Below are 26,646 nucleotides of genomic sequence, written 5' to 3' on the forward strand. Positions count from 1 at the left end.
TCGAGCAATCGGTCAGGCCGCGCCTAAATAACGTGTCAGCATGATGGCTGACGCACAAAAATCCGTTTCGACGCCATCCATCGCAAATTCATGGTTTACACCGGCGCTTTCCTTGTCGTATTCTTTCGCGCATGAACCGCATCCAGTCCGAACTTCGACGTCGCCGCTCGCCGCTCCCCTAGGGACGCCGCTGGCTTCGTCACGGATTCGCGCCACACCAAGGCGCAAGCTGTTCGAATCATGAAAGCCACGGCATGCCGTGGCTTTTCTGTTTTTCCGGCCCCCGCTTCGTAGTTGGCCAATCTTCATCCACCCTCACCCCCGCTGTCTGGAGCCTGCCGTCATGAATTTCAATGAATATCCGATCGAGTCGCTGATGTACATCACGAACCGGCCCGAAATCGTTTTCACGCACGGCAAAGGCTCGTGGCTCTACGACAACAACGGCAAGCGATATCTGGACTTCATCCAGGGCTGGGCGGTCAACAGCCTCGGCCATTGCAACGACGGCATGATCGAAGCGCTGAACAAGCAGTCGCAATTGCTGATCAACCCATCGCCGGCCTTCTACAACCAGCCGATGGCGCAACTCGCCGGCCTGCTCACGCAACATAGCTGCTTCGACAAGGTGTTCTTCGCGAACAGCGGCGCCGAAGCCAACGAAGGCGCGATCAAGCTCGCCCGCAAGTGGGGCAAGAAGTTCAAGGACGGCGCGTTCGAGATCATCACGTTCGATCACAGCTTCCACGGCCGCACGCTCGCCACGATGTCGGCGAGCGGCAAGCCGGGTTGGGACACGATCTACGCACCGCAAGTGCCTGGCTTCCCGAAGGCGGATCTGAACGACATCGCGTCGGTGGAAAAACTCATCAACGCGAAAACCGTTGCCGTGATGCTCGAACCGATTCAGGGCGAAGGCGGCGTGATTCCCGCCACGCGCGAGTTCATGCAGCAACTGCGCGAGCTGACGAAAAAGCACAACCTGCTGCTGATCGTCGATGAAGTGCAAAGCGGCTGCGGCCGTGCCGGCACGCTGTTCGCGTACGAACTGTCGGATATCGAGCCGGACATCATGACGCTTGGCAAGGGCATCGGCGGCGGCGTGCCGCTCGCGGCGCTGCTCGCGAAAGCGGAGATCGCCGTGTTCGAGGCCGGCGATCAGGGCGGCACCTACAACGGCAATCCGCTGATGACCGCGGTCGGCTACTCGGTGATTTCGCAACTCACGGCGCCGGGTTTCCTCGAAGGCCTGCGGGCGCGCGGCGAGTATCTGCGCGCGAAGCTGCTGGAGTTGTCGGAAGAGCGCGGCTTCGAGGGCGAACGCGGTGAAGGATTGCTGCGCGCGCTGCTGCTCGGCAAGGACATCGGCAACCAGATCGTCGAAAAAGCGCGCGACATGCAGCCCGACGGCCTGCTGTTGAACGCGGCGCGTCCGAACCTGCTGCGCTTCATGCCGGCGCTGAACGTGACGAACGAAGAGATCGACCAGATGATGACGATGCTGCGTTCGATTCTCGACACGCTGTAAGCGAACAGGACCGCGCGTATGACGACGAGCGCAACGCTATCGATCCGCCGCTTCGAAGCGAGCGACACCGATGCCGTGATCGCACTGTGGCAGCAAGCCTTCCCTGAGTACCGGGACGTGACGCGGCCGCAGCGCGATCCGCATCTGTCGATCGCCAACAAGCTGGCGACGCAGCCGGAACTGTTCTTTGTCGCGGTGCTCGGCGAACGGATCGCCGGCACGGTGATGGGCGGCTACGACGGCCACCGCGGCTGGCTGTATTCGCTCGCGGTGGATGAGTCGCTGCGTCGGCACGGGATCGGCACGCGTCTCGTCGCGCATGTCGAAAACGCACTAACGGAGCGCGGCTGTCCGAAGCTGAATCTGCAGGTGTTGTCCGCGAAGGCCGATATCCGTGCGTTTTACGAGGCGCTCGGTTATCGCGCCGATGCGGTGATCAGCCTCGGCAAGCGTCTAGGTGAATTCGCGGACGCGGCGCCTGCCGCCTGACCTGAGTCACGCCAGATAGACAAAGGCCGCATGCGTTTTCGCGCATGCGGCCTTTTTTATAGGCAGAGCAAACTAATCAGGCTTATTCACCCAAATACGCTGCCCGCACCTTCGGATCATCCAGCATCTGCTTCGCGTCACCCGACATCGTGACCAGACCCGAGTCCATCACGTAACCGCGATTCGCTGCCTGCAGCGCCAGACGCGCGTTCTGCTCGACCAGCAGCACGGTCATGCCTTCAGCCGAAATCGCCCGCACCACTTCGAAGATCTTCTCGACCATGATCGGCGACAGGCCCATCGACGGCTCGTCAAGCAACAACAGCTTCGGACGCGAGATGATCGCGCGCGCCATCGCCAGCATCTGCTGTTCGCCGCCCGAAAGCGTGCCGGCGTACTGCGCCGCACGCTCCTTCAGACGCGGGAAAAAACCGAACATGCGATCGACGTCCGCCTTGATGCCGTCCGTATCCGTACGCAGATAAGCACCCATCTGCATGTTTTCGACGATCGACATGCGCGCGAAGATGCCGCGCCCTTCCGGCACCATTGCCAGACCCTTCTTCAACAGCAGATGCGGCGGCACGCCCTTGATCGACTCGCCCATGTACTCGATGTCGCCGATCGTGTAGGGCTTCAGACCCGTGATCGCCTTCATCGTCGTGGTCTTGCCCGCGCCGTTCGCGCCGATCAGCGTGACCAGTTCGCCCTGCGCGACCTCGAGATCGATCCCCTTGACTGCCTGGATGCCGCCGTAATTGACCTGCAGGCCCTTGATTTTCAACATTGCTGTAGCCATTAGTGGACCCCCGCACCCAGATAAGCTTCGATCACCTTCGGATCCTTCTGCACGTCCTGCGGCAGACCTTGCGCAATCACTTTGCCGTAGTCGAGCACCGTCATCTGGTTGCACAGACCCATCACGAGTTTCACGTCGTGCTCGATCAGCAGGATCGTCTTGCCGTCGGCGCGGATCTTGTCGAGCAGCTTGGTCAGCTCGACCTTTTCCGTCGCGTTCATGCCGGCCGCCGGTTCGTCCAGCGCGAGCAGCTTCGGATCCGTTGCCAGCGCGCGGGCAATTTCCAGGCGACGCTGGTGGCCGTACGACAGGTTGCGCGACGTGTAGTCCGCGTACTGCGCAATGCCGACGTACTCCAGCAGTTCGATCGCGCGTTCCTTGATCTCGCGCTCTTCCTTGCGCTCGGCCGGCGTCTGGAACACTGCGCCGATCAGGCCGTGTTTCGTACGCACATGGCGCCCCACCATCACGTTTTCCAGCGCGGTCATGCCGCCGAACAGACGGATGTTCTGAAACGTGCGCGCGATACCGGCCTTCGCCACCTGATAGACCGCGGTCGGCGTGTAGTTCTCGCCGTCCAGCTTGAACTCGCCCGAATCCGGCGTGTACAAGCCCGTGATCACGTTGAAGAAGGTCGTCTTGCCGGCGCCGTTCGGGCCGATCAAACCGTAAATCTGGCCGGACTTGATCTCGAGTCCGACCTCGGACAGCGCCTGCAAACCGCCGAAGCGTTTGTTCACGCCCTTCACGGACAGTCGAATGTTATCGCTCATAGTTATTCACCTCGTGTCCGTTAGGCCCGTACCGGCTTCTTGCCGCTACGCTTCGACAGTTTCGCGATCTTGTCTTCATGCTTGGGCGACGGCCACAAGCCTTCCGAGCGGTACAGCATGATCAGCACCATGGCCAATGCGTAGACCAGCTGACGGATCACTTCCGTATCGACGATTTCATGGCCGAACACCATGTTCTGCAGCGGACCCATCGTCGAGCGCAGGAATTCCGGCAGCACCGCGAGCAGCACCGCGCCGAGAATCACGCCCGGAATGTGGCCCATGCCGCCCAGCACCACGCACGCCAGCACCACGATCGACTCCGGCAGCGTGAACGATTCCGGCGACACGAAGCCCTGGAACGAGCCGAACATCGCGCCCGACAGGCCGCCGAACGACGCGCCCATTGCAAACGCCAGCAGCTTCACGTTACGGGTGTTGATGCCCATCGCCTTGGCGGCAATTTCGTCTTCGCGGATCGCGGCCCATGCACGGCCGATGCGCGAGTGCTGCAGGCGCGTACACACCCAGATCACCAGCAGCGCGGCCAGCACGAACAGGTAGTAGTACGAGTACACCGACGGGAACTGCAAGCCGAACAGCGAGTGCGTTTGCGCGAGGCTGAAGTCGCCGGCGTGCACCGGGTCGATCCCCGTGATCCCCTTCGGGCCGTTGGTGATGTTCACCGGACGGTCGAGGTTGTTCAGGAAGATCCGGACGATTTCCCCGAAGCCCAACGTCACGATGGCGAGGTAGTCGCCGCGCAGACGCAGCGTCGGTGCGCCGAGAATCACACCGAAGAACGCGGCAACCGCCATCGCGCAGGGCACGATGATCAGGAACGGCACGTGCAGGCCATTCGGCGCGAGATGCGCGATCCACTCGAACTGCGACGACAGGTGCGGCGAACTCAGCAGCGCGGACGTGTAGGCGCCGACCGCGTAGAACGCGATGTAGCCCAAATCGAGCAGGCCGGCGAAGCCGACCACCACATTGAGGCCGAGCGCGAGCATCACGTACAGCATCGCGAAGTCGAGCACGCGGACCCAGTAGTTGCCGCCGGCCGCACCGATGATCATCGGTGCGGCGATCACGAAGATCGCGGTGATGATGCCGACGGTCAGCGTCTTCGTCAGGTTCTTTTCAGGGATGAGCGTCGTGGACGGCTCGATCGGTTGAATTGAGGTCATGTCTGTTTTCTCCCGGGATCAGGCGCGATCCGCAACACGTTCGCCAAGCAGGCCCGACGGACGGAACACCAGCACGATGATCAGCACGATGAAAGCGAACACGTCCTGATAGTTACTGCCGAACACACCGCCAGTGAGGTTGCCGATATAGCCGGCGCCCAACTGTTCGATCAGGCCAAGAATCACGCCGCCCACCATCGCGCCGCCGAGATTGCCGATACCGCCGAGCACCGCCGCGGTGAAGGCCTTCAGGCCGGGGATGAAGCCCATATAGAAGTGCGCGTTGCCGTATTCCGACGCGATCATCACGCCGGCCAGAGCGGCGAGCGCCGAGCCGATCATGAAGGTGGCCGAGATCACGAAGTTCGGGTTCACGCCCATCAGCGAGGCATTGCCCGGGTTTTCCGCGATGGCTCGCATCGCGCGGCCGAGCTTGGTCTTGTGGACCAGCAGCAGCAGGCCGCCCATCACGAGGAACGCCACCACGATGATCACGATTTCAGTCATCGAGATCACGGCGCCAGGCGTCGTGTCGGTGGCCTTGATCACGTTCAGCGGGTCGGTGGGCAACAGCTGCGGAAACGGCAGCGGGTTGCGCGACCAGATCATCATGGCCAGCGTCTGCAGCAGGATCGACACGCCGATCGCGGTGATCAGCGGGGCGAGACGCGGCGCCTTGCGCAACGGCCGGTAGGCGACGCGCTCGATCGTGTAGCCGACCGCCGCGCACACAATGGCCGCAATGATCAGCGCGATGATGAGCGTCGGCACATTGCCGAGGCCGGGGAAGTGGTTCTGAAGCACGCCTATGGCTGAGAGCGCAACCATCGCGCCCACCATCAACACATCGCCGTGAGCGAAGTTGATGATGCCCAAGATGCCGTAAACCATCGTATAGCCCAGTGCGATGATGGCGTAAACGCTGCCAAGCACCAGCCCGTTGAGGACCTGCTGGATGAAAATATCCATTTAATGCTCCTTAGCCCGTGCGACTGGATTCGCGTTCTTCATCAGCCGGTGGGCGGTGATGCGGTACGCCAATCTCAACGGCACTGCGGGTACTGATGTAAAAGACCGGTAAGGGTTATCCGCCGCCGGTTTGCCATGACGACCGGGTTGCGATCGCAGGCTCGTCTTGAGCGGATGCAAAAACGGCACCGTTGGGTGGTTTCGGTGCCGTCAGGCTGAACGTCCCGTCATCACATCTTCACGACGTCGAGAACTGCTTTCTTGCCGTCCTTGAAGTCGTAAAGCGTAATGGCGCCCTCTTTCAAATCACCCTTGTCGTCGAACGCGATGTGACCGATTACCCCGTTGTAATCGGTCGATGGCATCGCAGCCAGCACCTTGGGCGCCTCGATCGAATTAGCGCGCTTCATTGCATCGACAATCACGTACACAGCGTCATACGTGAACGGCGCGTAAATCTGCACCGGTGTGTGGAAGCGGTCCACGTACTTCTTTTCGAAGTCCGCTCCCTTGTCCATTTTCGAAAGCGCAAGTCCTGCCTCCGAACAGACCAGGTTTTGCACGGCGGTTCCCGCCAGCTCACCCACCTTGTCGGTACACACACCGTCGCCGCCAAGGATTTTTGCCCTGATACCGAGCGCCGCCGCCTGTTTGGTGAACGGCCCGCCCGTTGCGTCCATGCCGCCGAACATGATCACGTCCGGCTGAACACGCTTGATCTTCCTAAGGACGGCCTGAAACTCCGTAGCCCTGTCATTCGTGCTTTCGCGCGCAACGATCTTTGCCCCGCTCGCCTGTACTGTCTTCGCAAACTCGTCCGCCAGGCCCTTGCCGTAGACGCTCGAGTCATCGACGATCGCGATGCGTTTCGCGTTGAGCACTTTCGTTGCGTAGTTGGCGAGCGCCGGCCCCTGCTGGGCATCGGTCGCGACCACGCGATATGTCGTCTTGAAACCTTGTTGCGTGTACCCCGGGTTCGTGGACGACGGCGAGATTTCCAGGATCCCGGCATCGCTATATATCTTGGACGCCGGAATCGAGACGCCAGAATTCAAGTGGCCGACCACGGCGACGACATGATCGTCGACGAATTTTTCAGCGACCGCCGTGCCCGTTTTCGGGTCCGCGGCGTCGTCTTGCGCATCGAGCTCCAACTGGATCTTGTGGCCGTCGATAGTCAAACCCTGGGTGTTGATTTCATCGATCGCCAAACGCGCGCCGTTTTCATTGTCTTTACCGAGATGAGCAATGGGCCCGGTCAATGGGGCCGCATGGCCGATCTTCACGACAGTCGCTTCGCTCGCCGGTGCCGCCGCAACCGTAGCCGCCGACGCACCCGCTCCCGCCTCGCCATCCTGTTTCTTGCCGCACGCGGTCAACATCGCAACCGCGGCCGCGATGGACACGGCGTAAGCAAATCTGACTCGCATTAAGTAGGTCTCCTGCGCCTTCCAGAAACTATTGTTCGGGGCCCTAAGGCCTTGAGAACGCGCGCATTGTAACTCCAATTTTGCGACGGGCAATATTGTTGAACCGGCAGGGTTTTCCTGCATTGCAACCTTATTTTGAGAGCGAAATCCCCTAAAAGGCGCAACCCGGTTGCGATTGTTTTCCGTGCATCAGTTGCACCAGCGCTGCACCCAATGGCATCAAGTGTTGCAGCGAATTCCCCCGACACCCGGTTACAGCACGGTTTGCCTTAGGTATTACGTTTTCAGCGATATCGAGACGCACGCACTATCATAGTGCGTCAAAAAAATGCGCGATCGGCTTAGGTCATATAAAACGGGGACGCATCACTTATAAATGTATAAAAAACCAGATCACATTTCAAAGAAATTTGTGCGAGTGGACACCAAAACTAGCAATCTCTTATGATCTGGCACTTTATTTTTGATGAGCTGGTTGAAGTCTGGAGATAAAAAAAGCGCGCCCTGGGGCGCGCTTTCCTTTCAGCAGTTGGCGGATTGTCAGGCCGGCAGACCGAGCCCGCGCGGCAGCGGAAACGCGATGTTTTCCTCGATGCCCTCCAGCGCGCGCACGTTGCGCACGCCGAGCTCACGCAGCCGGGCTATAACAGCCTGCGCCAGCACTTCCGGCGCCGAGGCGCCGGCCGTCACGCCGATGCGGCGTTTGCCTTCCACCCAGACCGGATCGATCTGATCAGGCGAGTCCACCATATAGGCGGGCACGCCGAGCTTTTCGGCCAGTTCGCGCAGCCGGTTGGAGTTCGAACTATTCGGGCTGCCGACTACGATCACGACGTCGCACTGCGGCGCCATGAACTTCACCGCGTCTTGGCGGTTTTGCGTGGCGTAGCAGATGTCCTGCTTCTTCGGCTCGCGGATGGACGGGTATTTGGCCTTCAACGCGCCGATGATCTCGGCGGCGTCGTCGACCGATAGCGTGGTTTGCGTAACGAAGGCGATCCGCTCGGGGTCGGCCAGCTGCAAGGCCTGCACGTCGTCGATGTCTTCCACCAGATGCATGCCCTCGCCCGCCTGCCCCATCGTGCCTTCGACTTCAGGATGGCCCTTGTGGCCGATCATCACGATGTCGAAGCCGTCCTGGCGCATCTTTGCGACTTCGATATGTACTTTGGTCACGAGCGGACACGTCGCGTCGTACACGCGCAGCCCGCGCGACTCGGCTTCCGAACGCACGGCCTTCGACACCCCGTGCGCGCTGAAAATGACCGTATTGCCGGCCGGCACTTCTTCAAGCCGCTCGATGAAGATCGCGCCTTTTTTGCGCAGATCCTCGACGACATAGGCGTTATGGACAATCTCGTGACGCACGTAGATCGGCGAGCCGTGCAGTTTGATAGCCCGCTCGACGATCTCGATCGCCCGGTCGACGCCGGCGCAGAACCCGCGCGGCTGCGCCAGCAGGATCTCGGTTTCAGCAAGAGTCGTATCCGTGGTGCTCATGTTTACAGAATCCCGATGATTTTCACTTCAAATGCCAGCGCCTGGCCAGCAAGCGGGTGGTTGAAATCGAACAGAGCCGAGGTTTCGCCGACTTCTTTAAGGACGCCCGCGTAACGGCCGCCACCCGGCGCGTTGAATTCGACCAGGTCGCCCGGCGAAAAATCCTCGCCGATCATGCTGTTTTCCCGCAACGTGGCCAGCGACACGCGCTGAATCAATTCCGGATTGCGGGGACCGAACGCCTCGCCCGGCGCTAGCTGAAAGGTCGAGTGGTGGCCAACCTTCAAACCTAGCAGAATATCTTCCAACGGCGGCGCCAGTTGGCCGGCGCCGAGCAGCAGCGTGGCCGGCTTGTCGTTAAACGTATTGATGACTTCGGCGCCATCGGCAAGGGAAAGCCGGTAGTGAAGCGTCACATGTGAACCGGGTTTCACTTCGGAAATGTCGATGATGCTCATGCAATGCTCGCTCAGTCGAAGCGCGCTGCACGCGTGCGCCGCTGGCGCGGTCGACGCGTGTGGCAAACCGTCGGGTGCCGTGCGCAAAGCGTCTATTGTAAGCCACATGGCGGGCAGCGGCTTGCGTCGTGGCGCCCCAAACCCGAAGCGGAGGACACTCTATATATGGCAGAAGACGCCACCCTGGTTGACGAAACCGCCCTCGAGGCGGCCGCCGGCGAGTCGCCGCCGTCCAACGCGACGGCTTGCGGCGAACTTGCGCCCTCGCCGCTGTTGCGGGGCAAATGGCTTAAAGACGACATGCCGCGCGAGCGGTTGCTGAGGCAAGGGCCCGGCGTGCTGTCGGATACCGAGATGATCGTGTTGATACTTGGGTCCGGCCTGCCCGGTCACGACGTCTTCAGCGTCGCGCGCGAGTTGCTGGACCGCTTCGGCTCGCTGCGCGCCATGCTCGACGCGACCTACACGGATTTCGACGGCCTGCGCGGCATCGGCCCGGCGAAAAAAGCGCAACTGCTCGCCATCATGGAAATGGCGCGACGTTCGTTAGTCGACAAGCTGCGTTCGCGCTCGCTGCTGAATTCACCTGAAGCCGTGGAAAATTACCTGCGTTTGCGGATCGGCGGCCGTCCACTGGAGGTTTTCGTATCGCTCTTCCTCGACGCGCGGCATCGATTGATACACTGCGAGGAAAGCGCGCAAGGCACACTCACGCGCATGGCCGTGTATCCGCGCGAAATCGTGCGGCGCGCACTGAGCCTGAATGCGGCCAGCCTGATCGTCGCGCACAATCACCCGTCTGGCGCGGTCCAGCCGAGCGCAAGCGACTGCCGTCTGACGCATACGCTGCGCGACGCCCTGACACTGATCGACGTGCAACTGGTCGATCATCTGGTGGTCGGCGTCGACAGCGTTTACTCGTTTGCGCGCGCCGGCTGGCCGTGAGACGGCACGAACCGGAGTCGCGCAGACATTGCGCCGGGTCTGGCATCGCAAATAAGGTTTGATTTTGCGGCTTTTTTTCCGCTATAATTCCGGTTTGCCTATTTCCAACCCCCTGTTCCGAAGCCACCAAGGCGTTCCGGAAAGGAAACGTGTCTAGAGTTGTCACAAGCTCAGCGCGAGTCTTTTCGGGAAACTTTCACGGCGTTCGAACTCAGAATTAGCGTATTAGGAGTGCTCTCATGGCACGCGTATGCCAAGTAACTGGGAAAGCGCCGATGAGCGGCAACAACGTTTCCCACGCGAACAACAAAACCAAGCGCCGGTTCCTGCCGAACCTGCAAAGCCGCCGTATCTGGGTGGAAAGCGAAAACCGTTTCGTGCGTCTGCGCATTTCGAACGCCGGTCTGCGCTTGATTGACAAGAACGGCATCGACTCCGTGCTCGCAGATCTGCGCGCACGCGGCGAAGCCTAAGGAGTAAATCATGGCAAAAGGCGCACGCGACAAGATCAAGTTGGAATCGACCGCAGGCACGGGTCACTTCTATACGACGACGAAGAACAAACGCAACATGCCGGAAAAGATGCTGATCAAGAAGTTTGATCCGGTCGTCCGTAAGCACGTTGAGTACAAGGAAACCAAGATTAAATAAATCTTGGCTCCAGCCTGACGAAGGCAAAAGACATGCAAAAAAAGCCTCGCATTCGTGCGAGGCTTTTTTGCTTTCAGCGCGTGTTTGTTTTTCGCTCCAGCGTTTCTGTTGCTACCTATTCGCCAACGCGAACAGTCTTATGTCGTTCAGCCAGCTTTCCCTCATCCGTCGCGGCGCGTATCCTTTCTCGTTTTAGCGGCGAGCGAATGCACGCCGTCATCGCAAAACGAAAAGACGGAGATGTAGGCAATGGAATTCGATGTGGCGATTGTCGGTAGCGGTCTGGCTGGGTTGAGCGTCGCGCTCAATCTGGCGGAGACTCGTCGTGTTGCGGTGGTCGCCAAGCGATCCATGACCGAAGGCGCAAGCGACTGGGCGCAAGGCGGCATCGCAGCAGTTCTCGATTCGGCAGACAGCATCGAAAATCACGTACGCGATACGCTGATCGCCGGCGGCGGTCTTTGCGACGAGGCGGCCACGCGCTTCATCGTCGAACATGGGCGTGCGGCGATCGAATGGTTGATCGCGCAAGGCGTGCCGTTCACCAAAGACGACGCCGCCGAGCTTGGCTTCCACCTCACACGCGAAGGCGGTCACAGTCATCGCCGGATCATTCACGCGGCGGACGCAACGGGCCATGCCGTGGTGGCCACGCTCAGTGAGCGAGTGCGCCGTCACCCGAACATTACGCTGCTCGAAGATCACTACGCCATCGACCTGATCACGTCCGACCGCCTCGGTTTGCCCGGTCGACGTTGTCACGGCCTGTACGCGCTAGATCTGCAAAGCGGGCGCACGGTGACGATCGAGGCACCGCATACCGTGCTCGCCACCGGCGGCGCCGGCAAGGTCTATCTTTACACTACGAATCCCGACACCGCGACCGGCGACGGCATCGCGATGGCGTGGCGGGCCGGTTGCCGCGTGTCGAATATGGAGTTCATCCAGTTCCATCCGACCTGTCTGTTCCATCCGTATGCGAAGTCATTTCTGATCTCGGAAGCAGTGCGCGGCGAAGGCGGCATTCTCAAACTGCCGGACGGCACGCGCTTCATGCCGAATCACGACGAACGCGCCGAACTCGCGCCGCGCGACATCGTCGCGCGGGCGATCGACTTCGAAATCAAGAAGCGCGGCATCGACTGTGTGTATCTCGACATTAGCCATCAACCGCCTGAATTCCTGCGCGAACACTTCCCGACGATTCTGGCGCGCTGCCAGGAATTCGGCATCGACATCACCAAAGAAGGGATTCCGGTCGTGCCTGCCGCGCACTACACGTGCGGCGGCGTCGTCACCGATCTGGCGGGCCGCACGGATCTCGCAGGCCTCTATGCGGTCGGCGAAACGTCATGCACGGGCCTGCATGGTGCGAACCGGTTGGCCAGCAATTCGTTGCTCGAGTGCCTGGTGATTGGGCGCTCCGCGGCGCAGGCCATCGAAGAAGAAGGGTTTAGCGCCTCCGTCCACGCCCCGCTGCCGGACTGGGATGAAAGCCGCGTGTCCGATCCCGACGAAGAAGTCGTGGTCGCGCACAACTGGGACGAACTGCGCCGCCTGATGTGGAATTACGTCGGTATCGTACGGACCGACAAGCGGCTCGCGCGAGCGAAGCACCGGCTCGCCCTGCTGCGCGACGAGATCCACGAGTACTACGCGAACTTCAAGGTGAGCCGCGATCTGCTCGAATTGCGCAATCTGGTCGACGTGGCTTCGCTGATCGTCGAAGGCGCCCGTTCGCGGCGCGAGAGCCGCGGCCTGCACTTCAGCCGCGACTGGCCGACGACCTTGCCCAAGGCGCTGCCGACCGTGCTCTCGCCGGAGCATGTGCGCAACCGCAACGTGTGATCGAGACAGGTGAAAACGAAAAGGCCATCGCCGAAATGATCCGGCGATGGCCTTTCGTCCGATTGGACGTGACTGATTGCGGGCTTGAGCGTCAGACGATTCGCATCGAGTAATCCGTTGCGCGCACGTCTTTCGTCAGCGCACCGATCGACACGCGATCGACGCCCGTTTCCGCAATCGTGCGCACCGTGTCGAAGTTCACACCGCCCGACACTTCCAGCACTGCTCGCCCCGCTGTGATGCGCACCGCGTCGCGCATGGCATCGAATGAGAAATTGTCCAACAGAACGGATTGCGCGCGATGAGCCAGCGCCGTTTCCAACTGATCGAGCGTCTCGACTTCGATCTGGATGGACACGCCCGCATTCAGCGCCAGCGCTGCGTCCATTGCCGCGCCCACACCACCGGCCGCGGCAATGTGGTTTTCCTTGATGAGAATGCCGTCGTATAGCGCAAGCCGTTGGTTCGCCCCGCCACCCACGCGCACCGCGTACTTCTGCGCGAGCCGCAAGCCCGGCAAGGTTTTGCGCGTGTCGAGAATGCGTGTTCGCGTATGCGCGACGGCATCGACATAGCGACGCGTCGCGCTCGCCACGCCCGACAGCAATTGCAGGAAGTTCAGCGCGTTGCGTTCCGCGGTCAATAAGGCGCGAACGGGGCCGCGCATTTCACAGACCGTTGTGTCGGCCGTCATCCGCTCGCCCTCGCGATAACGCCACTTAACTTCGATACGCGGATCGACCTGGCGCATGACCGCTTCGAACCACGGCACGCCGCACAGCACCGCATCTTCGCGCACGATGATGCGTGCCTCGCGCACATCGTCCGCCGGAACGAGGCGACCAGTCTGGTCGCCTGCGCCGATGTCTTCGGCCAGTGCGTCGGTTACGTTGCGCGTCAGCGCGGCGTCGAATGCCGTGCCGTATTGGGCGTAAATTTCAGCGAACAGCGGCGACACCGCTTCCAGCTTGTTGCCTTCTGGCGCGCCCATTAAGCCGCCCCCACGTTCGAATAGAGTTGCGTGTCGCGCGCGAGATCGCCGCTTGCCTGCACGCGCTTCTTGTGACGTGCCGCGAAGTCCAGCATCCGGTCGATCGGCAGGCGCGCACGCTCGCCGATTGCACGATCGACGAAAATTTCGTTGTGCCCGCGCTCGAGCACATCGGCCAGGTTCGCGAGACCGTTCATCGCCATCCACGGACAATGCGCGCAGCTCTTGCAGGTTGCGCTGTTGCCGGCCGTCGGCGCGGCTATCAAGGTTTTGCCGGGCGCCGCGAGCTGCATCTTGTGCAGAATGCCGAGATCGGTCGCCACGATGAAATGCGTCGCGTCGAGTTTTTGCGCCGCGTCGATCAATTGCGTGGTCGACCCCACCACGTCCGCTTGCGCGACCACATTAGCCGGCGACTCCGGATGCACCAACACTTTCGCGCCGGGATATTCGGCGCGCAGCAGATCGAGTTCGATACCTTTGAACTCGTCGTGCACCAGACACGAACCTTGCCACAGCAGCATGTCCGCGCCGGTTTTGTTCTGGATATAGCTGCCGAGGTGCCGGTCCGGCGCCCAGATGATCTTTTCGCCGCGCGCGTGCAGATCGGCAACGATCTCCAGGCCGATCGACGACGTCACCATCCAGTCCGCGCGCGCCTTCACCGCCGCACTCGTGTTCGCGTACACGACCACCGTGCGGTCCGGGTGCGCGTCGCAGAAAGCCGAGAACTCATCGACCGGGCAGCCGAGATCGAGCGAACAGGTCGCATCGAGATCCGGCATCAGAATGCGCTTGTCCGGGCTGAGGATTTTTGCCGTCTCTCCCATGAAGCGCACGCCCGCGACGACTAGCGTTTGCGCCGCGTGATCGCGCCCGAAGCGCGCCATTTCCAGCGAGTCGGCCACGCAGCCGCCGGTCTCGTCGGCCAGTTCCTGCAATTCCGCATCGACATAATAGTGCGCAACGAGCACCGCTTTCTCGCGTTCGAGCAATGCGCGGATACGTGCCTTCAGCGCCACCTTCTCTTCCGCCGACGGCATGTCGGGCACCTTCGCCCACGCCTGCCCGATGCCGCAGGTCGTGCCCTGGGCCTGTGGCCGGTCGTATTCGACGGTCCTGATCGCCTGCTGATCCATGATCTCCTCTGCCTTCGCTCTGCCGCCGCGGACTGTCAATCGAATGTCGTTGCAGTTTCCGCGGCCCAAAAAGCAAAACCCCGCCAACGCGGGGTTTTGTGACGTACAGAGATTTTAATGGATTTCGCGGTCAGGCATAACGACGCAGTCGCATCGCAAACTCTTGCAGCGCTTTAATACCGCTCTGCTCAGCGCGATGACACCAATCTTGCAACTGGATCAGCAACTGGTCGCGCGATGCATTCGAGCGCTCCCACATGGCAGCGAGCTCATTGCGCATGTCGATGTAAGTCTTGAGCTTCTGACTGTTCGCGAAGATTTGCGGCAGCTGGCGTTTCTGCGGCTCGTCGAGACCCGCCTCTTCCTTGTGGAACCAGCTACGCGCGCCGCGCATGACCTGGTACTTCTCGCGCGCGCCGACTTCCTTCAAATGCGCCAGTTCCTGACGATAGGCGCGCTTGAGCGCCTTACCGTAACGCGCCATCACTTCGTAGCGGTTGGCCAGCACGGCTTGCAGCGTGTCCTGATCGAGCACCAGCTTGCCGGTGGTCAGACGCGGCGTGGGCGCCACCTTCTTCACCTTGGCCAGACGGAATGCCGACATGATCCGGATGTACATCCAGCCGATATCGAACTCGTACCACTTGTTTGACAGCTTGGCCGACGTTGCATACGTGTGATGATTGTTATGCAGCTCTTCACCGCCGATGATGATGCCCCACGGGAAGATGTTGGTGCTCGCATCCGACGAGTTGAAGTTGCGATAGCCCCAGAAGTGCGCCAGGCCGTTGACCACGCCGGCGGCCCAGAACGGGATCCACACCATTTGCACGGCCCAGATGGTCAGACCGACGACGCCGAACAACGCGACGTTCAGCACCATCATCAGGCTCACGCCGAGGATCGGGTACTTGGTGTAGACGTTGCGCTCCATCCAGTCGTTCGGCGTGCCGTGACTGAACTTGCGCATGGTTTCTTCGTTTTTCGCTTCGACGCGATACAGTTCCGCGCCTTCGAGCAGCACCTTCCAGATGCCGCGCGTCTGCGGGCTGTGCGGATCTTCTTCGGTCTCGCACTTGGCGTGGTGCTTACGGTGAATCGCGGCCCACTGGCCGGTCAACATGCCCGTGGTCATCCACAGCCAGAAACGGAAAAAATGACTGACGACCGGATGCAGCTCCAGCGCACGGTGCGCCTGGCAGCGATGCAGATAGACCGTCACGCCGATGATCGTGATGTGCGTCGCGATCGCCGTGTACAGCACAAGTTGCCACCACGAGAAGTGCAGCAGACCGTGGGCAAGGAAGTCGAGCAAAGAATTCAACAAGGCAATTTACCTGTGGAACGAGAGACACGAGACATACGCAAAATGCGCATGTCAAGAAAGTGAAAGCATACAGCGGGATTGGACGACATTCTACTTGAAGCGTTCCAAGTGTTTGTAACAAATAGGGATTTTTTGTGCGGGATCATCAGCGGGACCGCGCCGAATGCCTGAGTGAGACCTGTTGGCGCGCTCAAAGTGCCCGTCAGCGGGCGCTGTCGGACGGCTTGACTGCCGATGCGGTCATTGTTACCGGTTGCGGCATCACCTCGCTGACGTTGCCGACGATCCGCACTTCGCGTTGCGCGAATGGAATCGTGATGTCGTGTTCGGAGAACAAACGCCAGATATTGCGGTTCACAGCCGAGCGCACGCCCGAAGTGCCGGTGGCCGCGTCCTCGATCCAGAAGCCCAGTTCGAGGTTGATACCGTCCGCGCCGAAACCCGCAAGATAAGCTGTCGGCGCCGGTTCCTGCAGCACCCGCGGTACGCCCTGCGCGGCTTCGGCAAGCAACGTCATGGCCTGCTCGACGTCGGACGTATAGGCGACCTGTACGGCCGCCTTCGCGTGACCACGCGTCAGATAAGACGACTGGTTCTGCACCACGTCCGTAATCAGTTTTTCGTTCGGAATCAGCGTTTCGATGCCGTCCAGCCCGCGTACAACCGTGTAGCGCGTACGAATCTGCGTGACCATGCCCTGCAGGCCGCCCACGCTGATCGTGTCGCCGATACGCAGCGAGCGGTCGATCAGGATGATGAAGCCTGACACATAGTTGCTCGCGATCTTCTGCAGGCCGAAGCCGAGCCCGACACCCAGCGCGCCGCCGAACACGCCCAGCACGGTGATATCGATGCCGACCAGCGACAGGCTGATCAGCACCGCCGCCAGCACGAACGCCGCCCGGCCGACCCGCGCCACCACGACCTTCAGGTTGGCGTCGAGCGTCTTCGAGCGCATCAGGCGGTCTTCGAAGGTGGAGCCGAGCCACATTGCGACGATCATCGTCACGCACACCCATAGCAGACCCGAAATAAGCGAGAGCAGCGTCAGATGCGCGTTGGCGACGCTGAAATGCACGCCGGCCATCCACGCGATCACGTCGTCCTGAATGCCCATCACCGTGAGCACCATGCCGACCCAGACCACCAGCGAGACGATTTTCTCGACGAGGAAAAGCAGCGGATGAGTCTCGCCGTCGTGGCTGAAAACCCGTCGCGCGAGGAAAAACACGATGTAAATCAAGCCGATGCCGAAGAGCGGCACCAAAGCCAGGTCGAGCAGCGCCGTGTGCATGAACTGGCCGGTGATCGACCGCGCAAGCCACACGAGGACCGCGCCGACCAGCGGAAAGAACGCGCGATTCAGGCTTTCCGCGCCGAAACGCAGCGTCTGGTAACGCGTCTGCCGGCGCAGATCCAGCGCGCGGCGCAACACGCGCGCGAGCAGCCACGCGATCGCGAGCGTCGCGACCAGCACGCCGACCTGCCACAGCATCACGGGCTGGCCGAAGTCGCGCGTGAGGTCGCTGAACATATGTGGGAAGAGGCGGTTTTGCATGATGTCGCCGCAATCGCCGGCGCACGGACAGATTCGTGAATCAAACCCGCGCGCGCCGGCAACAGCCTGTTGCGCTTAGCTCTGGCGTTCCAGCACGGCGGCGAAGAAGCCGTCGGTTGCGTGGCGATGCGGCCACAGCGAAAGGTAATCGCCCATTTCCAGATCGATGCGCTGCTCGGCCAGCACGTCGCGCGCGGGCACCAGAGCGAAATCGGGATGGTCGGCGAGGAATTGCTGCACCACCGCTTCGTTTTCCGCCTCCAGAATCGAGCAGGTGGCGTAGACGAGACGGCCGCCCTTCTTCACCAGTCGCGCCGCGCTGGCGAGAATCGACGCCTGCTTCGGCGCCAGTTCGGCGACCGATTCCGGCGACTGGCGCCACTTCAGGTCCGGGTTACGGCGCAGCGTGCCCAAGCCGCTGCACGGCGCGTCGACCAGCACGCGGTCGATCTTGCCGGCAAGCCGCTTGATCTTGGCGTCGTGTTCACTGTCGATCAGCACCGGGTTCACGTTCGACAAACCGCTGCGCGCAAGCCGCGGCTTCAGCTTGGCGAGACGCCGCTCGGAGATGTCGAAGGCGTACAACCGGCCGGTGGAGCGCATTGCGGCGCCCAGCGCCAGCGTCTTGCCGCCCGCGCCCGCGCAGAAGTCGACGATCATCTCGCCGCGCTTGGGCGCGACCAGCGAGCACAGCAACTGGCTGCCTTCGTCCTGCACTTCGACCCAGCCGTGCTGGAACGCGTCGAGCTTGGTGAGCGGCGGCTTGCCGACCACACGCACGCCGAACGGCGCGAACGGCGTCGCGCCGCCCTCGATACCGGCCTTCGACAGCGCGTTCAGCACGTCGTCGCGGCTCGCCTTGATCGGGTTCGCGCGCAGATCCAGCGGCGCCGGGTAATTCAGCGCCGCGGCCAGTTGCGCCAGTTCCGCGGCGTCGAAACGCTTTGAGAGCGCCTGATAGATCCAGTCAGGCAGATTCAGGCGAATCCGCAACGGCAAGCTTTCCGGGTCGATCTTCGACACGTGTTCGAGCCAGCTCAACTCCTGTTCCGACACGAACGGCTTGAGCGCGTTACGCCCCGCCGTCTGCATCAAGCCGAGCAACGCCATGCGGCGCGCCGGGCTGCCGGCGCCGCCTTCGGCCAGATGGGCGAATTCCATCCGGCGGCGCAGCACCGCGAAAACGGCCTCGGCAATCACACCGCGCTCGCCGTGCCCGAGCTTCGGATGCGCGCGGAAGAAACGGCTGGTGGTGGCATCGGCCGGGCCGGTAAGTTTTAGGACTTCGGCCAGCAAAGTCTCAGTTTGTCCAATCAGAAAACCATGCAATCTCATGCGCCCTCTCCGGCGGTGTGACCGGCAAAGAGCCATTGCGGCTCCGGCGGCGTAAGCGTGACACGCAGGCCATCCAGAGCAAGACGCCCTTCGACGAACCAGCGCACCGCGCGTGGATAAATAATGTGTTCGGTTGCCAGCACGCGTTCGGCGAGCATGGCGGGGGTGTCGCCTGTTTCGACGGGAACCGCCGCTTGCGCGACGATCGGCCCGTGATCGAGCTGCGAGGTGACAAAATGCACGGACGCGCCGTGCAGCCGCACGCCCGCGTCGAGCGCCTGCTGATGGGTTTTCAGGCCCGGAAAGCTCGGCAGCAGGGACGGATGCACGTTCAGCATGCGCCCGGCGTAATGATCGACGAAACCGGCTGTCAGCACCCGCATGAATCCAGCGAGCACCACCAGGTCGGGCGCGAAACTATCGATTTCTTTGGCGAGCGCGGCGTCGAAGCTGTCGCGGTCAGGAAACTGGCGGTGGTCGACCACCGCCGTGGCAATGCCGTGCGACGCCGCGAACGCAAGGCCCGCGGCGTCGGGACGGTTGGCAATCACGGCGGCGACTCGCGCCGGCCAGGCCTCGTTCGAGCACGCTCGAACGATGGCTTCCATGTTGCTTCCCCGTCCGGAAATCAGGATGACGAGTTTTTTCATCCGCGGATTTTATCATTCGGGAACACCGAAACCGCGACGCGCCGCCGTCCACTGCGCTGAACGTTTATAATCGCTTGTTTTGCGGCACCCCGCCCGCTCCACCTCAAACCCGCTATCGTGAGAGTCTTCCGCGGTCTTCCCAATGCTGAAAGCCGTGCGCCCTGCGCACTGACCATCGGCAACTTCGACGGTGTCCACCGCGGCCATCAGGCTTTGCTCGCCCACGTGCGCGCGGCTGCCGACGCGCGCGGCCTGCCCGTCTGCGTGATGACCTTCGAGCCGCACCCGCGCGAGTTCTTCAATCCGGCCGGCGCGCCGCCGCGCATCGCCATGCTGCGCGACAAGCTCGAGGCGCTGCGCACCAACGGCGTCGACCGGGTGGTGGTCGAGCACTTCAATCACACGTTCGCGAGCCAGTCGCCGGACACGTTCGTCGAACGGATCATCGTCAACGGGCTGCATGCGCGCTGGGTGATGATCGGCGACGACTTCCGCTACGGCGCGAAACGCGCGGGCGATTTCGACTCGCTCAAGGCCGCGGGGCAGCAATACGGTTTCGAAGTCGAGCAGATGGCCACGGTGGCCGATCCGTCGGGCGCGCGCATTTCCAGCTCGGGCGTGCGCGCCGCGCTGGTGGCGGGCGACCTGGACTCGGCACGCGCCGCGCTGGGCCGCGACTATCTGATCAGCGGCCACGTCGTGCACGGCATGAAGCTCGGCCGCGATCTCGGTTTCCCCACGCTCAATCTGGCGATTGCCCACAAGCGGCCTGCGCTCTCGGGAATTTTCGTGGTGCGCGTGCACGGCGTAGCGGACGAACCGTTGCCCGGCGTCGCGAGCCTCGGTCTGCGTCCTACGGTAGACGACTCCGGCCGCGTGCTGCTCGAAGTTCACCTGCTCGACTGGCACGGCGACGCGTATGGCAAACTCGTGCGCGTCGAATTCCTGAAGAAGCTGCGCGACGAGGAAAAGTACGTCGACCTCGAAACGCTGACCGCCGCCATCGCGCGCGACGTCGCCAACGCCCGCGCGTGGTTCGCGGCAGTTGGCGCCGGCACGCCGGGTAGCCGTTCCACGGGCTTCGCCACCTCGGCCACTGATCGAATTAGATAGCCGCCGTGGTCCATGCAAGCGTGCTGAACGCCGCGTGTGTGGACCCTCGCCGCGCGCATCGAAGGGCGTCCGTGGATCACGCGACATGCCTGCCGGGCGCGCCCAACGCCCTCGCGCATCGTGCGCATTCCGCGCGCTACCGCGCATAGAAAGAATTCACCGCGACCTCATCATGAGCAATAAGAAAGCCGATTCGAAACCGCAGTCACGCTACCCGGTCAACCTGCTCGACACGCCGTTCCCGATGCGCGGCGACCTGCCCAAGCGCGAGCCGCAATGGGTCAAGGAATGGCAGGAGCGCAAGGTCTACGAAACGATCCGCGCCGCCTCCAAGGGCCGCAAGAAGTTCATCCTGCACGACGGCCCGCCGTATGCGAACGGTGACATCCACCTCGGCCACGCGGTGAACAAGATCCTCAAGGACATGATCGTCAAGGCGCGCAATCTGGCGGGCTTCGACGCGGTCTATGTGCCGGGCTGGGATTGCCACGGCATGCCGATCGAAATCCAGATCGAAAAGCAATTCGGCAAGTCGCTGCCGGCCGCTGAAGTCATGCAGAAGGCGCGCGCCTACGCGACCGAACAGATCGAGAAGCAGAAGGTCGGCTTCCGGCGTCTTGGCGTGCTCGGCGACTGGGACAATCCGTACAAGACCATGAACTTCACGAACGAAGCCGGCGAAATCCGCGCGCTCGCGAAGATCATGGAGAAAGGCTACGTGTTCCGCGGCCTGAAGCCGGTGAACTGGTGCTTCGACTGCGGCTCGGCGCTCGCCGAAGCGGAAGTCGAATACAAGGACAAGACCGATCCGACCATCGACGTGCTGTTCAGCTTCGCCGAGCCGGAAAAGACGGCGCAGGCGTTCGGTTTGAGTGCGCTGCCGCGCGAGGAAGGCGGCATCGTGATCTGGACCACCACGCCGTGGACCATCCCCGCCAACCAGGCGCTGAACCTGCATCCGGAAATCGTCTATGCGCTGGTCGACACGCCGCGCGGCCTGCTGATCCTCGCTGAAGAGCGCGTTGAAGCGTGCCTGAAGCTGTACGGCCTCGAAGGCACGATCGTCGCCACCGCGCCGGGCGCGAAGCTCGTCAACGTGCGCTTCAACCACCCGCTCGCGTCCGCGCATCCGGGCTACAAGCGCACGGCGCCGGTCTTTCTCGGCGACTACGTGACGACCGAAACGGGCACGGGCATCGTGCACTCGTCGCCGGCGTACGGCGTGGAAGACTTCGTGTCGTGCAAGGCGCACGGCATGGCCGACTCGGACATCATCAATCCGGTGATGGGCGACGGCCGCTATATCGAATCGCTCGCGCTGTTCGGCGGCCTGTCGATCTGGGCGGCCAACCCGCAGATCGTCGAAGCGCTGCAAGGCGCCGGCTCGCTGATGCGCACCGAGAAGTACACGCACAGCTACATGCACTGCTGGCGCCACAAGACGCCGATCATCTACCGCGCGACCTCGCAATGGTTCGCCGGCATGGACGTGAAGCCTAACGATACCGACAAGACGCTGCGCGAAACCGCGCTTGAAGGCATCGAGAACACCGCCTTCTATCCGGCGTGGGGCAAGCAGCGCCTGTTCAGCATGATCGCCAACCGCCCGGACTGGACGCTGTCGCGCCAACGCCAATGGGGCGTGCCGATGGCGTTCTTCGTGCACAAGGAAACCGGCGAACTGCATCCGCGTACGCTGGAGTTGCTTGAAGAAGTCGCGCAACGCGTGGAAAAGGCCGGCATCGAAGCATGGCAAACGCTCGACCCGCGTGAATTGCTCGGCGACGACGCCAACATGTACGAAAAGAACCGCGACACGCTCGACGTCTGGTTCGACTCAGGCACCACGCATTGGCACGTGCTGCGCGGCTCACACAAAGACGAGCTGCAATTCCCTGCCGACCTGTATCTGGAAGGCTCGGACCAGCATCGCGGCTGGTTCCACTCGTCGCTGTTGACCGCCTCGATGCTCGACGGCCGTCCGCCGTACAACGCGCTGCTCACGCACGGCTTCACCGTGGACGGCGAAGGCCGCAAGATGAGCAAGTCGCTCGGCAACGGTATCGACCCACATGAAGTGGCGAACCGCCTCGGCGCGGAAATCATCCGCCTGTGGATCGCGTCGACCGATTATTCGGGTGAACTGGCGATCTCGGAAGAAATCCTGAAGCGTGTGACGGAAGGCTATCGCCGTATCCGCAACACGCTGCGCTTCCTGCTCGCGAATCTGTCGGACTTCGACTTCGCGCAACACGCGCGTCCGGTCGAAGACTGGCTCGAGATCGATCGCTATGCGGTGGCGCTGTCGACGAATCTGCAGAACGATATCCTCTCGCACTACGACAAGTACGAATTCCACCCGGTGGTCGCCAAGCTGCAGACGTTCTGCTCGGAAGACCTCGGCGGCTTCTATCTGGACGTGCTGAAGGACCGTCTGTACACCACGGCTGCGGACTCCGTCGCGCGCCGCTCGGCGCAGACCGCGCTGTATCACATCGCGCACGGCCTGCTGCGTCTGATGGCGCCGTTCCTGTCGTTCACCGCCGAAGAAGCGTGGAAGATCTTCCAGCCGAATAGCGAAACGATCTTCACCGAGACGTATCACGCGTTCCCGGCCGTGCCGGACGCCGGCGCGCTGCTCGACAAATGGACGCTCCTGCGCGCCGCGCGCAGCGACGTGACCAAGGCGCTGGAAGAAGCGCGCGTCGCGAACCTGATCGGTTCGTCTTTGCAGGCGGAAGTGGAAATCCGCGCGAGCGGCGCGCGCTACGACGCGCTCACAAGCCTCGGCGACGATCTGAAGTTCGTGCTGATCACGTCGGCTGCAACGGTCGTGAAGGTGGATAGCGAAGCCGAGGAAGCGGTCGAAGTCATTGCTTCGAAGTATCTGAAGTGCGAACGCTGCTGGCACTATCGCGCGGACGTCGGCGCGAACGCCGAACACCCCACGCTGTGCGACCGCTGCTTCAGCAATCTGTTCGGCAACGGTGAAATCAGGAGCGCGGCATAATGGCCAGAACCATGTCGAAAACCGCGCCAAAAACATCTGCTGCAAACGGGTCGCTGGCGCCCTGGCTGGGCGTCGCACTGATCGTCATCCTGTTCGATCAGTTGACGAAAATCGCGGTGCAGAAAGTGTTCGCCTACGGTGTCGCGCATGAGGTCACGTCGTTTTTCAACCTGATCCTCGTGTACAACCGCGGCGCGGCATTCAGCTTCCTCGCCATGGCGGGCGGCTGGCAACGCTGGGCGTTCACCGCGCTCGGCGTGGTGGCCGCGCTCGTGATCTGCTATCTGCTCAAGCGTCACGGCGGGCAGAAAATGTTCTGCACGGCGCTCGCGCTGATTCTCGGCGGCGCGCTCGGCAACGTGATCGACCGGCTCGCGTATGGCCACGTGATCGACTTCCTCGATTTCCACCTGCGCACGTGGCACTGGCCGGCGTTCAATCTCGCCGACAGCGCGATTACGGTCGGCGCGGTGCTGCTGGTGCTCGACGAGTTGCGCCGCGTGCGCGGTTCGCGCTAACGGCCCACGCTGACTGCGCGCTGACGTTAGCGCGCAAGTATGCTTTGAAAGACGCGGCGGCGGGGACGCAATGCCTCGCTGCCCGCCATCACGCTTTGTCGGAGGCTTTCGTTGGCAACCGCAGAACTCGCAGGAAAACACCTCGTCCTCGGCATGACGGGCGGCATTGCCTGCTACAAGATCGCCGAACTCACGCGTCTGTTGACCAAGGCCGGCGCGACCGTGCAGGTCGTCATGACCGAAGCGGCCACGCAGTTCATCACCCCCGTCACCATGCAGGCGCTCTCGGGCCGCCCGGTCTACACGAGCCAGTGGGACGGGCGCGTGCCGAACAACATGGCGCACATCGATCTGTCGCGTGAAGCGGATGCGATCGTGATCGCGCCCGCCTCGACCGACTTCCTCGCCAAACTCGCGCACGGCATGGCCGACGATTTGCTGTCCACGTTGTGTGTCGCCCGCGATTGTCCGCTGCTGGTGGTGCCGGCCATGAACCGGCAGATGTGGCAGAACCCGGCCACGCAACGCAACGTCGCGCAAGTGCGCGCGGACGGCATCGAAGTACTCGGGCCCGATTCCGGCCCGCAAGCGTGCGGCGAAGTCGGCGACGGCCGCATGCTCGAAGCGGCCGCCACTTACGAAGCGATCGCCTCGTTCTTCGCGCCGAAAATTCTCGCCGGCAAGCGTGTGCTGCTGACCGCCGGGCCAACGTTCGAACCGCTCGACCCGGTACGCGGCATCACCAACCGCTCCAGCGGCAAGATGGGCTTTGCGCTGGCGCGCGCCGCGCAGCAGGCGGGCGCCGAGGTGCATTTGATCGCCGGTCCCGTCGCGCTCGAAACGCCGTGGGGCGTTTTCCGTCAGGACGTGCAGACCGCGCAGCAGATGCATGACGCGGTGATGCGCTCGGTCGCGGACGCCGACATATTCATCGGCGTGGCCGCAGTGGCCGACTGGCGTGTCGATCACGCCAGCGAGCACAAGATCAAGAAGACTGCGGAGCGTGCGCTGCCCACGTTTTCCTTCGTTGAAAATCCGGACATTCTGGCCTCGGTGGCGAAGCTGCCGCATCCGCCGTTCACGGTCGGCTTTGCCGCCGAAAGCGGCGATCTGGAAGTTCACGGCGAAGAAAAACGCGTGCGCAAAAACGTGCCGCTTCTGATCGGCAATCTCGGCCCGCTGACCTTCGGCCTCGACGATAACGAAGTGATCCTGTTCGAAGCAGGCGGCGCGACGAAGCTGCCACGCGCCGACAAGCAGACGCTCGCGCGCGCGCTGATCGCGGAGATCGCGAAGCGTCTGCCCGACACAAGTCTGATTCGCTGAGCGATTCCGGCAGCCGCTTGAATGCGGTCGCCGTGGGTCGCGTTGGCGAAGGGAATCATCTGGAGCGGTACTGACATGACGCGACTCTCCGTACTCGATCAAACGCCCGTGATTGCCGGGCACTCGGTGGCGGATGCGATTGCCGCCACGGTCGAACTCGCGCAACTCGCCGACGACCTCGGCTACACGCGTTACTGGTGCGCCGAGCATCACGGCTTGCGCGGCGTGTCGAACCCTTGCCCCGAGGTGATGCTGGCGCGCCTCGGCAGCGTGACCCGACACATCCGACTCGGTTCCGGCGGCGTGATGTTGCCGTACTACAGCCCGTTCAAGGTCGCCGAGCAATTTATGATGCTCGAAGCGCTGTTCCCCAATCGCATCGACCTGGGCGTGGGACGCGCGCCCGGCGGCGACATGCGCACGGCGCAAGCCGTCGCTGCCGGAGCCTATAATCGCGGCGATATTTTTCCGCAGCAAGTGGCCGATCTGCTTGGGCTGATACACGGCACCTTGCCCGCCGATCACATTGCGAGCGGCGTGCTGCTGCAGCCGCAAATCGATACGCGTCCACAGGTTTGGATGCTCGGGTCGAGCGAATTCGGCGGCTTGCTGGCGGCGCAGCTCGGCATTCCCTTCGCGTTTGCGCACTTCATCAACGCGCATTTCGGGCATCAGGTCGCGCAGGCGTATCGCGAGCGCTTTAAGGCCGGCCAGGACATTCAACAAGCGTATCTGGCGGCCGCCGTATTCGTGATTTGCGCCGACACCGAACAGGAAGCGGCCGATCTGGAAAAAGCCGTCGATCTGCGCCGCGTGCAAATGGCCTACGGCCTGAACGAACCGATCCCGACGATCGAACAGGGCGTCGCGCAGGAATACGGCGAGCGCGAGCGTCTGGTGATCGACCGCGAAAAGCCGCGCAGCATCATCGGCACCCCGGAAACGGTCACTGAGCGCTTGCATGCCTTGCAGCAACAGTTCGACGCCGACGAACTGATCGTGCTCACCGTAGCGGGCAGCTACCGCGCCCGTCTGCGCTCCTATGAACTTCTCGCCGAAGCGTTCCAGCTCGAACGCCCGGCCTCCACTTCTTAACCTT

25 protein-coding genes are annotated in these 26,646 nt (G+C 62.3%); 11 read left to right on the forward strand and 14 right to left on the reverse strand.

The window, feature by feature from the left end; genetic code table 11:
- Positions 1-12: 12 nt before the first annotated feature.
- On the reverse strand, positions 13-309 hold the full coding sequence (locus BPHYT_RS38225) for a hypothetical protein (protein WP_148225094.1): 297 nt from the start codon (positions 307-309) through the stop codon (positions 13-15).
- Positions 310-343: 34 nt separating this feature from the next.
- Here BPHYT_RS38225 and BPHYT_RS15580 point away from each other — a divergent pair, with 34 nt between their 5' ends.
- On the forward strand, positions 344-1,528 hold the full coding sequence (locus BPHYT_RS15580) for an acetylornithine transaminase (protein WP_012434104.1): 1,185 nt from the start codon (positions 344-346) through the stop codon (positions 1,526-1,528).
- An 18-nt stretch (positions 1,529-1,546) separates the two neighbouring features.
- Complete coding sequence (locus BPHYT_RS15585) at positions 1,547-2,017, forward strand: GNAT family acetyltransferase (protein WP_012434105.1); 471 nt, start codon at positions 1,547-1,549, stop codon at positions 2,015-2,017.
- Between the two features lie 82 nt (positions 2,018-2,099).
- On the opposite strand, the gene BPHYT_RS15590 is transcribed toward BPHYT_RS15585, so the two are convergent.
- The 7 genes from BPHYT_RS15590 to BPHYT_RS15620 form a co-directional block, all read right to left on the reverse strand.
- The gene (locus tag BPHYT_RS15590; RefSeq protein ID WP_012434106.1) at positions 2,100-2,816 is read right to left on the reverse strand and encodes an ABC transporter ATP-binding protein; all 717 of its coding nucleotides are present in this window, start codon (positions 2,814-2,816) and stop codon (positions 2,100-2,102) included.
- Positions 2,816-3,589, reverse strand: a complete 774-nt coding sequence (locus tag BPHYT_RS15595; RefSeq protein ID WP_012434107.1) for an ABC transporter ATP-binding protein — start codon at positions 3,587-3,589, stop codon at positions 2,816-2,818. The genes BPHYT_RS15590 and BPHYT_RS15595 overlap by 1 nt, the downstream gene beginning before the upstream one ends.
- A gap of 20 nt (positions 3,590-3,609) precedes the next feature.
- Positions 3,610-4,779 carry a branched-chain amino acid ABC transporter permease gene (locus BPHYT_RS15600; protein ID WP_012434108.1) on the reverse strand — a complete coding sequence of 390 codons (1,170 nt, stop codon included), beginning with the start codon at positions 4,777-4,779 and terminating at the stop codon, positions 3,610-3,612.
- 18 nt (positions 4,780-4,797) lie between these two features.
- Positions 4,798-5,748, reverse strand: coding sequence for a branched-chain amino acid ABC transporter permease (locus tag BPHYT_RS15605; RefSeq protein ID WP_012434109.1), 951 nt, complete (start codon positions 5,746-5,748; stop codon positions 4,798-4,800).
- A 230-nt stretch (positions 5,749-5,978) separates the two neighbouring features.
- Positions 5,979-7,178, reverse strand: coding sequence for a branched-chain amino acid ABC transporter substrate-binding protein (locus BPHYT_RS15610; RefSeq protein ID WP_012434110.1), 1,200 nt, complete (start codon positions 7,176-7,178; stop codon positions 5,979-5,981).
- A gap of 540 nt (positions 7,179-7,718) precedes the next feature.
- Positions 7,719-8,678 carry a 4-hydroxy-3-methylbut-2-enyl diphosphate reductase gene (gene ispH / locus BPHYT_RS15615; protein ID WP_012434111.1) on the reverse strand — a complete coding sequence of 320 codons (960 nt, stop codon included), beginning with the start codon at positions 8,676-8,678 and terminating at the stop codon, positions 7,719-7,721.
- 2 nt (positions 8,679-8,680) lie between these two features.
- The gene (locus tag BPHYT_RS15620; RefSeq protein ID WP_012434112.1) at positions 8,681-9,136 is read right to left on the reverse strand and encodes an FKBP-type peptidyl-prolyl cis-trans isomerase; all 456 of its coding nucleotides are present in this window, start codon (positions 9,134-9,136) and stop codon (positions 8,681-8,683) included.
- Positions 9,137-9,301: 165 nt separating this feature from the next.
- Here BPHYT_RS15620 and radC point away from each other — a divergent pair, with 165 nt between their 5' ends.
- The 4 genes from radC to nadB all read left to right on the forward strand — a co-directional run bounded on the left by radC (position 9,302) and on the right by nadB (position 12,580).
- Positions 9,302-10,081 carry a RadC family protein gene (gene radC / locus BPHYT_RS15625; protein ID WP_012434113.1) on the forward strand — a complete coding sequence of 260 codons (780 nt, stop codon included), beginning with the start codon at positions 9,302-9,304 and terminating at the stop codon, positions 10,079-10,081.
- A 239-nt stretch (positions 10,082-10,320) separates the two neighbouring features.
- Positions 10,321-10,554 (forward strand): 50S ribosomal protein L28, encoded by a 234-nt coding sequence (gene rpmB, locus BPHYT_RS15630; protein ID WP_012434114.1) that lies wholly within the window; start codon positions 10,321-10,323, stop codon positions 10,552-10,554.
- 10 nt (positions 10,555-10,564) lie between these two features.
- Positions 10,565-10,732, forward strand: a complete 168-nt coding sequence (gene rpmG, locus BPHYT_RS15635; RefSeq protein ID WP_007180630.1) for a 50S ribosomal protein L33 — start codon at positions 10,565-10,567, stop codon at positions 10,730-10,732.
- Positions 10,733-10,981: 249 nt separating this feature from the next.
- On the forward strand, positions 10,982-12,580 hold the full coding sequence (gene nadB, locus BPHYT_RS15640) for an L-aspartate oxidase (protein ID WP_012434115.1): 1,599 nt from the start codon (positions 10,982-10,984) through the stop codon (positions 12,578-12,580).
- A gap of 91 nt (positions 12,581-12,671) precedes the next feature.
- On the opposite strand, the gene nadC is transcribed toward nadB, so the two are convergent.
- The 6 genes from nadC to purN all read right to left on the reverse strand — a co-directional run bounded on the left by nadC (position 12,672) and on the right by purN (position 19,580).
- Positions 12,672-13,571: a carboxylating nicotinate-nucleotide diphosphorylase gene (nadC, locus tag BPHYT_RS15645; RefSeq protein ID WP_012434116.1), complete on the reverse strand. Its 900-nt coding sequence runs from the start codon at positions 13,569-13,571 to the stop codon at positions 12,672-12,674.
- A complete protein-coding gene (gene nadA / locus BPHYT_RS15650) occupies positions 13,571-14,710 on the reverse strand; it encodes a quinolinate synthase NadA (RefSeq protein WP_012434117.1) in 1,140 nt (379 codons plus the stop codon). The genes nadC and nadA overlap by 1 nt, the downstream gene beginning before the upstream one ends.
- A gap of 130 nt (positions 14,711-14,840) precedes the next feature.
- Positions 14,841-16,037: a DesA family fatty acid desaturase gene (locus tag BPHYT_RS15655; RefSeq protein WP_012434118.1), complete on the reverse strand. Its 1,197-nt coding sequence runs from the start codon at positions 16,035-16,037 to the stop codon at positions 14,841-14,843.
- Positions 16,038-16,239: 202 nt separating this feature from the next.
- Positions 16,240-17,595 (reverse strand): mechanosensitive ion channel family protein, encoded by a 1,356-nt coding sequence (locus tag BPHYT_RS15660; protein WP_012434119.1) that lies wholly within the window; start codon positions 17,593-17,595, stop codon positions 16,240-16,242.
- Between the two features lie 75 nt (positions 17,596-17,670).
- Positions 17,671-18,930, reverse strand: a complete 1,260-nt coding sequence (locus tag BPHYT_RS15665; RefSeq protein WP_012434120.1) for an RsmB/NOP family class I SAM-dependent RNA methyltransferase — start codon at positions 18,928-18,930, stop codon at positions 17,671-17,673.
- Positions 18,927-19,580 carry a phosphoribosylglycinamide formyltransferase gene (purN, locus tag BPHYT_RS15670; protein WP_012434121.1) on the reverse strand — a complete coding sequence of 218 codons (654 nt, stop codon included), beginning with the start codon at positions 19,578-19,580 and terminating at the stop codon, positions 18,927-18,929. Before purN ends, BPHYT_RS15665 begins: the two co-directional genes overlap by 4 nt.
- A gap of 117 nt (positions 19,581-19,697) precedes the next feature.
- Here purN and BPHYT_RS15675 point away from each other — a divergent pair, with 117 nt between their 5' ends.
- The 5 genes from BPHYT_RS15675 (at position 19,698) to BPHYT_RS15695 (ending at position 26,642) form a co-directional block, all read left to right on the forward strand.
- On the forward strand, positions 19,698-20,693 hold the full coding sequence (locus BPHYT_RS15675) for a bifunctional riboflavin kinase/FAD synthetase (RefSeq protein ID WP_012434122.1): 996 nt from the start codon (positions 19,698-19,700) through the stop codon (positions 20,691-20,693).
- 172 nt (positions 20,694-20,865) lie between these two features.
- Entirely contained in the window at positions 20,866-23,703 is a 2,838-nt protein-coding gene (gene ileS / locus BPHYT_RS15680) for an isoleucine--tRNA ligase (protein WP_012434123.1), read from the forward strand.
- A complete protein-coding gene (lspA, locus tag BPHYT_RS15685; protein WP_012434124.1) occupies positions 23,703-24,221 on the forward strand; it encodes a signal peptidase II in 519 nt (172 codons plus the stop codon). Before ileS ends, lspA begins: the two co-directional genes overlap by 1 nt.
- Before the next feature lie 111 nt (positions 24,222-24,332).
- Complete coding sequence (gene coaBC / locus BPHYT_RS15690) at positions 24,333-25,547, forward strand: bifunctional phosphopantothenoylcysteine decarboxylase/phosphopantothenate--cysteine ligase CoaBC (protein WP_012434125.1); 1,215 nt, start codon at positions 24,333-24,335, stop codon at positions 25,545-25,547.
- A gap of 75 nt (positions 25,548-25,622) precedes the next feature.
- Entirely contained in the window at positions 25,623-26,642 is a 1,020-nt protein-coding gene (locus BPHYT_RS15695; protein ID WP_012434126.1) for an LLM class flavin-dependent oxidoreductase, read from the forward strand.
- Positions 26,643-26,646 lie beyond the last annotated feature (4 nt).

This window comes from Paraburkholderia phytofirmans PsJN (genome assembly GCF_000020125.1).
Lineage (GTDB): Bacteria > Pseudomonadota > Gammaproteobacteria > Burkholderiales > Burkholderiaceae > Paraburkholderia > Paraburkholderia phytofirmans.

What these genes read in the sequence shown, in the direction of transcription:
- BPHYT_RS15610 (WP_012434110.1), bottom strand. Translation starts at nt 7,178, where the DNA reads ATGCGAGTCAGATTTGCTTACGCCGTGTCCATCGCGGCCGCGGTTGCG.
- BPHYT_RS15585 (WP_012434105.1), top strand. Translation starts at nt 1,547, where the DNA reads ATGACGACGAGCGCAACGCTATCGATCCGCCGCTTCGAAGCGAGCGAC.
- BPHYT_RS15660 (WP_012434119.1), bottom strand. Translation starts at nt 17,595, where the DNA reads ATGCAAAACCGCCTCTTCCCACATATGTTCAGCGACCTCACGCGCGAC.
- BPHYT_RS15595 (WP_012434107.1), bottom strand. Translation starts at nt 3,589, where the DNA reads ATGAGCGATAACATTCGACTGTCCGTGAAGGGCGTGAACAAACGCTTC.
- radC (WP_012434113.1), top strand. Translation starts at nt 9,302, where the DNA reads ATGGCAGAAGACGCCACCCTGGTTGACGAAACCGCCCTCGAGGCGGCC.
- ispH (WP_012434111.1), bottom strand. Translation starts at nt 8,678, where the DNA reads ATGAGCACCACGGATACGACTCTTGCTGAAACCGAGATCCTGCTGGCG.
- rpmB (WP_012434114.1), top strand. Translation starts at nt 10,321, where the DNA reads ATGGCACGCGTATGCCAAGTAACTGGGAAAGCGCCGATGAGCGGCAAC.
- BPHYT_RS15580 (WP_012434104.1), top strand. Translation starts at nt 344, where the DNA reads ATGAATTTCAATGAATATCCGATCGAGTCGCTGATGTACATCACGAAC.
- nadA (WP_012434117.1), bottom strand. Translation starts at nt 14,710, where the DNA reads ATGGATCAGCAGGCGATCAGGACCGTCGAATACGACCGGCCACAGGCC.
- BPHYT_RS15620 (WP_012434112.1), bottom strand. Translation starts at nt 9,136, where the DNA reads ATGAGCATCATCGACATTTCCGAAGTGAAACCCGGTTCACATGTGACG.
- BPHYT_RS15695 (WP_012434126.1), top strand. Translation starts at nt 25,623, where the DNA reads ATGACGCGACTCTCCGTACTCGATCAAACGCCCGTGATTGCCGGGCAC.
- BPHYT_RS15605 (WP_012434109.1), bottom strand. Translation starts at nt 5,748, where the DNA reads ATGGATATTTTCATCCAGCAGGTCCTCAACGGGCTGGTGCTTGGCAGC.
- BPHYT_RS15600 (WP_012434108.1), bottom strand. Translation starts at nt 4,779, where the DNA reads ATGACCTCAATTCAACCGATCGAGCCGTCCACGACGCTCATCCCTGAA.
- BPHYT_RS15665 (WP_012434120.1), bottom strand. Translation starts at nt 18,930, where the DNA reads ATGAGATTGCATGGTTTTCTGATTGGACAAACTGAGACTTTGCTGGCC.
- nadB (WP_012434115.1), top strand. Translation starts at nt 10,982, where the DNA reads ATGGAATTCGATGTGGCGATTGTCGGTAGCGGTCTGGCTGGGTTGAGC.
- nadC (WP_012434116.1), bottom strand. Translation starts at nt 13,571, where the DNA reads ATGGGCGCGCCAGAAGGCAACAAGCTGGAAGCGGTGTCGCCGCTGTTC.
- rpmG (WP_007180630.1), top strand. Translation starts at nt 10,565, where the DNA reads ATGGCAAAAGGCGCACGCGACAAGATCAAGTTGGAATCGACCGCAGGC.
- lspA (WP_012434124.1), top strand. Translation starts at nt 23,703, where the DNA reads ATGGCCAGAACCATGTCGAAAACCGCGCCAAAAACATCTGCTGCAAAC.
- BPHYT_RS15590 (WP_012434106.1), bottom strand. Translation starts at nt 2,816, where the DNA reads ATGGCTACAGCAATGTTGAAAATCAAGGGCCTGCAGGTCAATTACGGC.
- purN (WP_012434121.1), bottom strand. Translation starts at nt 19,580, where the DNA reads ATGAAAAAACTCGTCATCCTGATTTCCGGACGGGGAAGCAACATGGAA.
- BPHYT_RS38225 (WP_148225094.1), bottom strand. Translation starts at nt 309, where the DNA reads ATGAAGATTGGCCAACTACGAAGCGGGGGCCGGAAAAACAGAAAAGCC.
- ileS (WP_012434123.1), top strand. Translation starts at nt 20,866, where the DNA reads ATGAGCAATAAGAAAGCCGATTCGAAACCGCAGTCACGCTACCCGGTC.